Below are 11,129 nucleotides of genomic sequence, written 5' to 3'. Positions count from 1 at the left end.
AACGGTGAGCCAAGATGAGGATGTTCTATCGCGCCGGCGCGGCGGTTCTCCTGCTGGCCGCGGGGGCCTTGTTCGCCGTGCAGGCACAGACGAACGAGGCCCTCACCGTCGCCTCCGGCAGTTCCGAGCACGATGGCCGCGCGGGTGAGGAGACGACCTTCTCGCCGGATGAGCCATCCAGAAAGCCCTGCGAAGCCCCTGCGCACGAGCATGAGGTGTGCGCAAAGGCGAAGCCTCGGCGACACGAGCGCGAAGCCTTCATCGCGGACTGCGTGGCCGCCGATGTCGTCGGACTCTGGCCGAACACGTGCGCCGAGGTGGCGGAGCGGGTAGCGGAGACGTTCTCGACCTGCCGGTCCGCGGGGAAGACACTGCTGCAGTGCGAGAACGTCGCCGTTCACGAGGCATGCGTCTATCGTGGCGGCGGAGCGATCTGTGGAGATTCCGAGCCTGCCTATCAAGCCTGTCGCACTCGTGGTGACACTGACATCGCACGTAGTTTCTGCATGGAGGGCAACATCGAATACCAAAAGTGCCGGCACGCCTGGGGGGTCACGGTGAGTGGCGACGTCTGTGTAGCGGCCACGGCTGCCTACGAGGATTGCCGGACCCGTTCGCCCATCCATGTGTGCCAAGGCGTGCGGGATAAGTATGCGCGTACGCATTACCGCTGACGATATGACATTGATCGGCAAAGGTGATTCCCGGCGATGCGGTCACTCACGTCCATTGCCAGGTTGCGGGCCTGCTGAGGGTGCATGCTCCGATCGGGTGGGCGGTTACTCAGGCCAGGTGCAGTCGTCGGGTGCCGTGCTCGATGAAGATCAGTGCATACAGCCGTTTGAGCAGCACCGTCTCGAGCAACAGGAAGTCACACGCGGTGATCGCGTGGGCGTGAGCTGCCAGGAACTGTCGCCAGGTCGGCCCGGCCCGGCGAGGCGCCGGATCGATACCAGCCCCGTGGAGCATCTCCCACACCGTGGAGGCCGCAATCGTGCGTCCAAGGCGTGCCAAGTCGCCTTGGATTGTCCGGTGCCCTCAGGTCGGGTTCTCCCGTGCCATCCGCACAATCAGTGCCTTGAGCGGCCGGCGGGTTCCGGGCCGCCCCGGGCGCTGCCTGTCAGTGAAGGTCCACTTACGCGCCACGAGGTGACGATGCCGGCGCAGGATCGTCGCCGGGATGACGGGGAAGGCTTCCGCCCACCGGCGGCGGGGGGCAGACTCGACAATGCCGCAGGCCGGAGCCGGTCGGCGTGATCCCGCCGCAGCCGGGCCACCGAGTCGACGGCATAGCACTTGGTTCTCGTGACGGAGGACCAGCAGCTCAACGTCCCTTGCACCGACCGGCACGGATCAGGATCACCAGCAGGCCGGACAAGCCTCTCACCAACCGGTAGACAAGCGATAACAACACCTTGTGATGGTCGCAGCCGCTGCCCAGATCGCGCAGCAGATCCTCTGCTCACAGTACGAGACCATATTTTCGAGCGGGACACCATGTACAGGCCCCGCTTGCGGGTTGAGGATCAGGGTGGAGGTCTTGCCAGATCCGGCGCCGGCGACCAGGGCCAAATCACGGCCCGTGACGAAACCTCCCTCGCGGCCTGCTGCTCCGCGGTCGGCTCAAGGGCCATATGCGTCCTACCGGTAGTGCGGCGAGACTGCCGCACCACCGAGGGTGACCGCAGTGCTTCTTGTCCGCCGGCGGGTCGCGGTTTGCGCGGAGATCACGGCTCCGACGACTCCTCGCGCAGGGCGTTGCGTAGATGTCCGGCCATCGTGTCGCTGACCGGGACGGTGGTGGGCAGTTGGGGCTCGTCGAAGTATCGGGCCTTGTACCGGCGCAGCAGTGACTCCCCGTGCTCGGGCCAGGAGAAGTCCTTCTTCTTGAGGAGCTTGCCGAAGACGACGCCGGCGCTGTCCGGGTCGGGCTCGGTCAGGAGCCTGATGGCGGCGGGGGAGATGTCGTCACTGCGGAGGTAGGAGGTCAGGGTCTCGCGGTAGCGGCGCCGGTTGATCAGTTTCGGGTTGGCGAAGAGCTCCTGCAGGAGGCCGAAATCGAGGTAGAGGCTGATGCCTGTTTCGGGGTCGAAGTGGATGGCCACCGTTTCGGCCTCCAGCAGGTCATCGGGAAGGGTGAGGCCGGGCAGAGGGGAGGTGTTGCCGGGCTCGGCTCGATCCATGCAGGCCCGCATGAAGGCGTCGTATCGCGGGGCCACGTCCTCTCCCTGGACGACGATGTATTCGGCGCCGTACAGGTCGATGAAGACCTCTCGCTGTTCGGTGAGCATGCGGCGTGCGGTGGCGAGCTTGTCGGGGTTGCGGAAGACCAGCTTGGGGTTGCGCAGGCCGAAGTCCGCCGCTTGGGTGAGGAGTTGGTCGCGGGCGTCGGCGGGGAAGAGGCTGATGTTCGCGCTGACCAGCCAGTCCTTGCCGAACGGCACCAGGCGGCAGATGAGGAACATGCCCTTCTTGACCGGGCGGAAGGCGGACTTGCCCATGTTGGACCGGGCGCGGTAGGTGAGCTCGTCGATGAGGTTGAACAGGATCACGGCGTCCTGGTCTTTGCCCTGGACCTCGAAGATGCCTTCGACCACGTCCCTCCAGCAGAGGAGCATTTCCCGCTCCTGGGCGCTCAGGCGGGGGCGGGCGCGCAGGAAGCGGTCGATGACCGTGTCGCCGGAGGCGAGCCGGTGCTGCAGGACGAAGTGATCGATGATCATGCTCGCGGCTGCCTCGCTGCGGGCGAGGCCTTCGGGGTCGCTCCGCTCGAAGGCTAGGCTGAGCTCTCGGGCGAACCGGGGTGACATGGCGAAGTCGATCAGCTGGCCCTTGAGGGCCGCGGCCTGCTGCAGGACGTCCATGACGGCGCCGTCTCTTCCTTGGGCTTGTTCGGTTGCCGGCCCACGGACATTCGTCTGCTTCCCTGTCCGGTAGATCGGGCAACATGCGGGACGAGCGTCGAGACTACCTGGATGATCACAAGGAAGTCCGCAACTTCAGGTCAGCCATCAGCTCAGCGAGCACGAGCTCCTCCTCGACGCGTACGCCTCGTCGCTCCATCGCCACGGACAACTCCGGATCCCAGGGGGTCGGGCGTACCTGCCCGGCCAGCGGCGCCGACGAGGGCACGGCTCGGTAGGAGGCGGCGTCGAAGCGCCACGGCAGGAATCCGACCCGTTCGTGGACCGCGGCGGCGATGGCGATCCCGCCCCCGTCGAAGTCCCCGTGGTAGGCGAACGTCGCACCCCCGGCCGCGAGCAGGTCCAGCAGTCGCCAGACAGCGGCCGACGGCCGGCCGCCGCCGCATACCAGGGGTGGGCACGAGGCGCCGAGTTCGTCGGCCGCCGCCGCGACCACCACCGGGTTCTCGCAGATCCTGACCAGGTTCGCGCGCAGTGGTGCTTCGTGGCGGAGGAGCTGACGCAGGGTCAGCACGCATGGTTCGCCCGCCGCCCTGGCCGCGCTGAGCATGCGTCCGGTGGGGGAGTGGTCGTCACCAGGCAGCCCCAAGCAGAGCACGACGGAGGACAGGTCATCGAGGTGCACGCCTACCGCGGCCCAGGCCGAGCGGCGGGCGTCCGCGCCGCCTTCGCCCGCGTACGGCAGGCCGGACAGGGCACGCGCGGCAGACAGGGCGAGGGTCGCCAGTGGGCGTCCTTCGTCCAGCGCGTGGGCATCCGCGCAGGTCTCGGCGGCGAGCCGGCCGAGGCGCGTGCCCGGTGACGGCAGTCGCTCCAGCACGGTGCTCAGCCGGTCGAGCAGGGTACGTGCCTCTCCGGCCGTGGTGGCGAGCCTTCTGACCACGCCGGTGGACTCCAGCCACGATCGCCACCCGCACAGTTCGGGCCGCTCGCAGACGAGGGCGTCGAGCTTGGCGAAGGCCCGTTTCCAGTCCGCTGCCTGCGCGGCCTTCTCCCCCGTCAGGTCCCGGATCGGGCCACGTAGCCGGATGACGGCCTCGCTCAGCCCGTCCGCGGCGATGCCGCCCACTCGCAGGATGCGATCCACCTCGTCCAAGGAGACCGACAGGGAGGACCCGGCTCCCGCGCGGCGGCCGAGCAGCACCTCGGCCGCGCGGCGCTGTGCGGGGGTCGCCGTCGTGAGCGTCACCGTTCCTGTCAGCGGTTTGCCCTGTTCCAGGCGGCGGCGTGCCCGGTCGATCAGCCAGGCGGTCTCGTCGCCGCCCAGCAGCCGCCCCAGCCGCTCGCTCGCACCGCTGCCCGCCACGGAGCCGTTCGTGTTGCTGTCGCTCATCCGGCCCTGCCGCCCTCGTCCATGCCGAACAGACCGTCCTGCCGTGCGGCGGGTACGGAGGAGGGCGCGGGCACAGCGATGGTGGGGCGTTCTGCCCGCCGCCGCTCGCGCCCGTCCCATCGCCAGGGCGTCACCAGTACGGCGTCGATGCCATCGCGTCGCGAGAGCTGGCAGATCGCCAGGCCGGGCACCTGTGGGTAGCAACCCCATTCACGCTCGCTGGTCATCACCACGTCCATGTCGAACGTGGCCAGCAGGCCCAAGCACTTGGCCCGGGAGTCGTCATCCACCCCGGCGAACGCCTCGTCCAGCGCGACCAGGCGCGGCGCGTACGGGTTGCCCGCGGACTTGTAGTGGGCCGAGGCGGCGGCGAACAACGGGACCGACGCCGCCAGCACCCGTTCTCCGCCGGAGGCGGGACCGGTCGCGGCCCGCCACTGGCCGTCCTGAAGCCGCTGGATCGCGAACTCGTGCCAGGCACGATAGTCCAGCGCTCTGGTCAGGGCCTCGGTCCAGCCCGCGGCTGGATTGTCGGTGTGCTCGCGGGTGATTCGCTCCTGCAGGAACGCCCCGACAGCGGACCGGTCGGTGGAGGACCAGGCGTCCACGGTCTGGCGGAGCTTGCCTCTGATCCGGTCGAGCCCATCGGGGGCGTTCTTGGCCGTTTTCCAGATCAGGCGCAGCCGCATGCCGGTGGAGGTGGGGCGGGATTCCAACTCGGCATTCATCTCCTGGACCTCCGACTCGGCCGCGGCGATCAGCTCGTGCAGCGTGCCGGCGACTTCGTTGAGAAGGTGGTTCTCCAAGATCTCGCGTTCCTTGGCCGACAGAAGCTGTGCGCGCTGCCCGGTCTCCTCGGCCAGCGCCGCGGCCAGCTCGGGCATGTCCCTGGCGCGCCCCTGGAAGATCACGTCGACGATCATGACGCCGTCGTGCAGGGTCAGTCCGACGGAGTGCCCGTGCCTGGCCATGGCGTCCGACAGCAGCTTGTGCTCCTCAGCGACCTTCTTCTGCACCCGGTCCCACGGGCCGTCGCCGTCGTCCACCGCGTCGAGCTCGGCGTTGACGGTCCTGGCCAGAAGCACCGCGGGTGTCGCCGCCCACTCCCCGCCCGTGTCGGGCACGTCCAGGCCTGCCAGCGCCACGTTCAGCAGGCCAGTGGCGGCGAACACCTGGAACTCGTGCACGGCGGCGTCGCGTGCCGTGATCGCATCCTCGATCTGTTTGCGCAGGTTGTCGCGTTCGCCCTCGGCCTTGCCGCGGTCCTGCAGGGCCTGCTGCTCGCGCAGGCGAGTGGAGCGTTCGATGATGGCGCGCTCGCGTAGTTCGTGCTGCACCTGGTCGAGCCGGCGGAACAGCTCTTCCACGGCGGAGCCGGCGGTCTCGACCAGTGTGCGGTATGCCTCGGCTGCGGCGCCCGCCTCCTCATCCGCCTTCGCTGCCAGTTCGGCGGCGTCGTCGAGCTGTTCCTTCGTCCTGCCGAGCTCCCCTGCGGCGTCCGCGGCGGTCTCGTGCGCGTCACGCCGGACTTGTACGGCGGGCCACAACTGGGCCAGGGCCAGCCGATAGCGGTTGAGCGCACCCTTGACCTGATCGAGCGCCGCGGGATCCGCGGGCAGGCCGACGTCCGCAGCGAACTCCTCAGCCCGGATGCCCGCCTCTCGGAGCTCGTCCTGCCGCTCGCGAAGCGCCATGCCCGCCGAGGCGTGCGCGGCGTTGACCTCGTCACGCCGTTCGTAGGCGGTGGCGCGCTTGACGTTCGCCTCTCGCAACTCAGCGTCCGAAGGCAGGCCGCGCTGTTCCGCGGCGAGCCTGTCCCGGCGGGCGGCGAGCAGCTCAAGCCGGCCGCGCAGGTCTTCGATCCGCCGATTGACCTGGTCCAACTCCCCGCGGAGGGTCGCCAGCCGGGTCCTCCGCGCCGCCTCTCTGGCGCCCTCGCCGATGTAGCGCGCCTCACTCTTGCGCCAGGAGCCGGTGAGCACGCCGTTCGCCCATCTGCCGTCGGCTGCCACCCAAGCCCGGCCGTCGTGACCCGGCCCGAGCCCGATGGCGGACAACACAGCGTCCACGGCGCTGTCGGCCAGCGTCGCGGCCTGCCGATCGGCCCGGTCAACAGCCGGACGCAGGACGGCGGCACAGGACGGGCCGGACAGCGGCTCACCGGTGACGATGACGGTGTCGTCCGCGGCCAGCAACGTCCCGCCCGGCGTCACCCAGGCGTCCAGGATGCCGGCGGCCTCCAGGGCGGCTTCCAGCCCGGCCCGATGGTCGGCGGGCACCGCTTCGGCGAAGTCCACCACCTTCCACAGAGGTGCGCCGGGACGGTCGAGGCGGGTTGCGGGGTCACGCGTGTGCGGCACGGGCGGCGCCTCGTGGCCACCGGCCTCCGAACGGGCGATCTCTTCGGACAGGTCCGCGGCGGCCCGCGTCGCCTCCTGGATCTCGGAGTCCAGCGCTGCTCCCAACCGGCCGAGCGCGTCGGTGGCCGTTCTGGTCGCGTCGCCCACGGCGTTCGCGGCAGGGTTGGGGCCGTCGGTGGAGGCAGCCCAGGACTGCAGCGCCGCGATCACCTCATCGGGATCGTCCAGCCGCAGCTCGACGAGACCAGCCAAGTAGAGGGTGTACTTCCGAACGAGCTCGGTGACGGCCCCGGCCACCGCCTCTTCCGCGTCGGCGACGCGCTGAGCCGCGGCCTGTGTCTCCGCGGTCAGCCGCTCCACCTCGGTGCGCGCGGCCCTCATCCGCTCCTGGGCCCGGCGGATGCGGTCGATGAGCCGCTCCAGCTCGCCGATCGCCTGCTCCTGACGATCCGCCAGTGCCTCGGTGTCCCGCTTGATCCGCGCCAGCTCCGGCTGGTCGGCCACAAGGAGATCATCCGGCCCCGTACGGGCCGTCCCGGGCTCGCACCGCGCCTCACGGGCGGCCGACACGGTCAGATCGTGCACCCTGCCGAGGTCGCGCCCTGCCGCGTCGGCCTTGTCCCGGGCCGTACGGGCTCGCTGCTCGCGCCGCTGCGCCTCGCCTGCGAGGCGGTCGCGTTCCTGCGCACAGCGGCGAGCATGATCGGCCAGCCGCTTGGCCTCCTGGCCGTACTGCTTGAGCCGCTCCGCGTCACGCATCTCGGGGCTTTCTCGAAACGCGTCCCGGCGTGCCTCCAGCAGAGTCCGCTGTTCCTCCAGTTCTTCCAGCATCTGCTGCGCTGCCGCCAGACTCGCCTCCGCTGCGGCGTGGCGGCCCTCGGCCTCGCCGAGGTCCCGGCCCAGATGCTCGTAACGGCTGTGTGCCAGTCGTGGCACGGCGGCCTTGCGCTTGGCCGCGATGGCGGCGTAGCGACGGTAGTGGATCAGGAAGCCGGCCGCCGCCTCGCGCGCTTCCTCCAGTCCCCGCAGGGCGTCGCGCTCCTCGTCGAGGCCGCGGAACGCCTCGGCGACCGTGGCGATCAGAGCGGGACTGAGCGGTGGCAGCGCCTCGGTGAGGGCGCGGGACAGCAGCTTCTCGTCCGGCTTCTTGGACAACTGCGGCTGGCGCAACTGGATGAGCAAGTTCACCAAGGCCTCGTAGCGCTGCTCGCCGAGCCCGAAAAGCGCCTCGTCCACGGCCCTGCGGTAGTCAGCGGCCCGGTCGTACACCATCCCGCGGCCCTCGACGGCCTCGCGCAGCTTCTCCCTGGTGAGCACCACGCCGGTGGAGGAGAGCAGATGAAGTTCCGCACCGATGCGCTGTGGGGTGAGGAAGAACCAGTGCCGGACGATGCCGCGGTCCTTGACCGCCTTCAGCCCGCATCCGATCGTACGGAACTCCTCAGAACCGTCCGCCGTGCGTCGGCCGAACTCCATCCACGCGTAACCCAGCCGCTCGGAGTGCGGGTGTCTGCCGCCCATCAGCAGGTTCCACTCCATGCGCTTCTGCCGGTCGCCGTCGGGTTCAACGCGATGCGGGGCCAGCTCTCCGTCAAGCAGGAACGGCAGTGTCAGGGCCAGCACCTTGGACTTGCCGGTGCCGTTGTTGCCGCGCAGCAGCAGCCGGCCGTCGTGAAAGTGGAACTCCTCTATGTCGTAATAGAACAGGTCGACGAGCCCGGCGCGCAGCGGCTTCCAGCGTTCGGAGGTGGGGGAAGTCAGCATCACTGTCCTTTGATCACGGGTTCGGCCAGTGCGTAGCGGGCGATGGCGGGCAGCCCCACGGCAGCGCCATCGGCGACGCGCACGAGCCGCAGCGCCGTCAGCTTGTCCAAGGCCGTGGCGAGCAGACCGGTCTCGGCGCCCGGCTCGGTCACGCCCTTACGCCAGAAGGAGGTGTGCTCGCGGGCCGCCTGCCGGACGAAGGCCTTCAGCTCTTCGAGCGTCAGCGCGCCGTGGACGGCCAGCTGCTCGGCCACCAGCAGCGTCACGTGGCCGTCGGTGTACTGCTCCGGCATGCGTACATCGGTCAGCTGGTCCTCGGGATCGACCATCGCGATGCCCTCAGCTCGAACTTCGGCCACCAGCCCGGTGGCCTCTTCCAGCCGACGGACGATGGCATGCCGCTGGGAGGCCAGGTACGCGCGCTCGGCTTCGTCGAGGTCGGCGAAATAGATCACCGGATCCTCCAGGAGCTTGCGGGTCAGCCGGCGACGCAGCGCCTGGTTGCGCAGGTCGTCGGTGTCTGCGACCGGCTCGGCCATCAGCTCGGTGAGCCGCTCCTCGAACGAGGACGCGGAGATCGTGGACGGGCCCCGCGCGCCGGTGAGCAGCGTGGCCAGTACTGGCCTGCGCACGTCGTACAGCACATCACCGGTCTCCGACAGGTACGCCTCCTCATCGCCGGCGACCCTGCACAGCACGCCCCAGTCCAGCAACATTCGCACCGCCGCTACCAGATCGGCCCGCTCGGCACGGCTGTCGAGGGTGAAGACGAAGTCCAGTTCCGGCTCTGCCGCGGCCGACAGCACCTCTTCCGCCAGCCGGCCGAGCGTGGTCTGCGCGTCCGCCCGTTCGAGCGTGGCCAGAGCCAGGCAGAACAGTACGTAACGGCGCCGGCCGTACGGCTCTCCCGCCTTTCCCCGCGCCGGGTGAGTCGCGTCTTGCGCGTCGGGGGCGGTCTTGAACAGTCGCGCCGTGCCCGAGTCCGCCATCAGCCGCCAGCCGGTCTCGCGTGCGAGCCAGTCGCGCAGCTCGGTCACATGGCGGCGCACCAGCAGGAGCGCCTCGGGATCACGCTCGGCGGTGAGCAGCGGCCTGGCCAGCAGCGCGCGTAGCGCGGCACGCCGCTGGGCCCGCTCCTCATCCCCGATCACGGGCCGGCCGTCAGGTCGGTGATCTCGATCACGTGCTCGGGCCCGGTGAGCACACCGTCCTCGGTACGGATCTGCACCTCGCCGCCATCGGCAACGAGCATCAAGCGTATCTCCATCGATCCGTCGGCACTCACCGTCTTCACCTCCGTGTCGCCTGGGCGACGGGTCGCGAGCGCGTCGCCCAGCAGTCCCAGGAACAACCGGAAGGCCCGTGGATCGAGACCGTCCAGCTCTGACAGCAGGACCGGACCGTCGGTCCGCAGCGCGGCCCGAGCCGCGGCCGTCTCGCTCGCCTCCAGCTCGGCCTGCTCCACCAGCAACCTGCGGGCCTGGGAGCGGTCAGCCACCTTGTTCGGCTTACCGCGCCGCTCATAGGAGCCGGTGCGGCGAAGTTGCGGCGAGATCCTGATGGGTGGCGCCTCACGCCAGGGGACTCCTGCGTCGACCTCGTGCCATTCCTCCAGGGTCACGGCCGTCACTGTCAGATGGCGGGATGGAGTCAGCCCGAACGCCGCCCGCCACAACCGATGCGCCGCCGTTTCGTCGGGAGCCTCGGCGAACCAGCGCGCCAGCGCCCGGAAGTCCGCACTGCGATCGGAACGCCCAGAACGCCGCTCATTGAGCAGCCCCACCGTGTCGATGAGCTGCTTGATCGCCGTGATCGCCGCCTGGCGCAGCAGTCGCGCCTGCGACGGCCGACCGGCGCCCGTGGAGACGAACCAGTCCCGCAGCCCACGCCAGCGATTCGACCAGGAGGCGAACGCCGCTTCCTCGGCTCTGACGTACGCCTCCGCCGTCTCCTCCTCGTCGGGCACCGCGTCAGCGGCCTCGCGTCGCGCAGCCAGCCGGAGCAGCCGATCATGGTCTAATTTGTCCAGCTCACCCAGGAGCGTGGCGATCCGCGCGCCGGAGTTGGCGAGGTCGGCGATGAAACGGTTGATGTAGTCGATCAGCCGCTCCTTGTACGCGATGAACCCCGCCACGTCACCGTCGGAGAAGTCGATCGCGCGCCGCAACGAGGCCATGAACGCCTGCGCGTTGTCGGCCAGCGACGAGAACCGATCGGACAGGGACAGCAGCAGCAGGTGCGCGCGCGCAGGGTCGGGATCCGCCTCGCGAGCAAGAATGACCAGCGACTGCAACTGCTCGGCGATGTCTCCCAACGCCACGGACTGCAGCGCCCCGCGTTTCCCGATGGCGTCTTCGTAGAACGAGATCGCCTGCTCGGCAGCCTGCCCGGCATGCGTGAGCTGGAACAGGTACCGCTTACGGTGGAAGTCCTCCACGCTCGTGACCCTGCCGGTGTCGGCGTCGGCCCGCAGGTTGCCCCATTCCCGCAGCTTGTCCAGTGCCTGCGCGAGCGCGTCGTCATTGTCCCGCCGCAGCTCCGCCGCCACGTCCTCGGGCCGGAGATGCACGATGAATCGTTCCTTCGCGCGCGCGAACGCTCGAAGGATCCCCCGGTAGAAGGCCGAGTTGGGCGTGCTCAGGTGAGCGAAGGGCTGATGCTCCTGAGACGGGAATGCCATACCGACAGTTTCCCTGTTTAACGGGAGTGTCGTGTTCAATGTCGGCGGACGAGTTCCGGGAATGAGCA

Annotated in this window: 7 protein-coding genes; 1 reads left to right on the top strand and 6 read right to left on the bottom strand. The window is 69.4% G+C overall.

The window, feature by feature from the left end:
• Positions 1 to 14 precede the first annotated feature (14 nt).
• Positions 15 to 674, top strand: coding sequence for a hypothetical protein (locus ABT158_RS22610; protein WP_352356275.1), 660 nt, complete (start codon positions 15 to 17; stop codon positions 672 to 674).
• A gap of 109 nt (positions 675 to 783) precedes the next feature.
• Here the strand turns inward: ABT158_RS22610 and ABT158_RS22605 are convergent, their stop codons facing one another.
• The 6 genes from ABT158_RS22605 to ABT158_RS22580 form a co-directional block, all read right to left on the bottom strand.
• Positions 784 to 1,014 carry a hypothetical protein gene (locus ABT158_RS22605; RefSeq protein WP_352356273.1) on the bottom strand — a complete coding sequence of 77 codons (231 nt, stop codon included), beginning with the start codon at positions 1,012 to 1,014 and terminating at the stop codon, positions 784 to 786.
• A 713-nt stretch (positions 1,015 to 1,727) separates the two neighbouring features.
• On the bottom strand, positions 1,728 to 2,864 hold the full coding sequence (locus ABT158_RS22600; RefSeq protein WP_352356271.1) for a DUF7986 domain-containing protein: 1,137 nt from the start codon (positions 2,862 to 2,864) through the stop codon (positions 1,728 to 1,730).
• A 115-nt stretch (positions 2,865 to 2,979) separates the two neighbouring features.
• A complete protein-coding gene (locus tag ABT158_RS22595) occupies positions 2,980 to 4,257 on the bottom strand; it encodes a TIGR02679 family protein (protein ID WP_352356269.1) in 1,278 nt (425 codons plus the stop codon).
• Positions 4,254 to 8,381, bottom strand: coding sequence for a TIGR02680 family protein (locus ABT158_RS22590; RefSeq protein ID WP_352356267.1), 4,128 nt, complete (start codon positions 8,379 to 8,381; stop codon positions 4,254 to 4,256). Before ABT158_RS22590 ends, ABT158_RS22595 begins: the two co-directional genes overlap by 4 nt.
• Positions 8,381 to 9,532, bottom strand: coding sequence for a TIGR02678 family protein (locus tag ABT158_RS22585; protein WP_352356265.1), 1,152 nt, complete (start codon positions 9,530 to 9,532; stop codon positions 8,381 to 8,383). Before ABT158_RS22585 ends, ABT158_RS22590 begins: the two co-directional genes overlap by 1 nt.
• On the bottom strand, positions 9,529 to 11,061 hold the full coding sequence (locus ABT158_RS22580) for a TIGR02677 family protein (RefSeq protein WP_352356263.1): 1,533 nt from the start codon (positions 11,059 to 11,061) through the stop codon (positions 9,529 to 9,531). Before ABT158_RS22580 ends, ABT158_RS22585 begins: the two co-directional genes overlap by 4 nt.
• Between the last annotated feature and the right edge of the window lie 68 nt (positions 11,062 to 11,129).

This window comes from Nonomuraea sp. NPDC001636, assembly GCF_040298265.1.
Taxonomy (GTDB): Bacteria; Actinomycetota; Actinomycetes; order Streptosporangiales; family Streptosporangiaceae; genus Nonomuraea.
The sequence above is the reverse complement of the archived record's forward strand: the minus strand, read 5'-3'. Positions and strand labels throughout refer to the sequence as shown.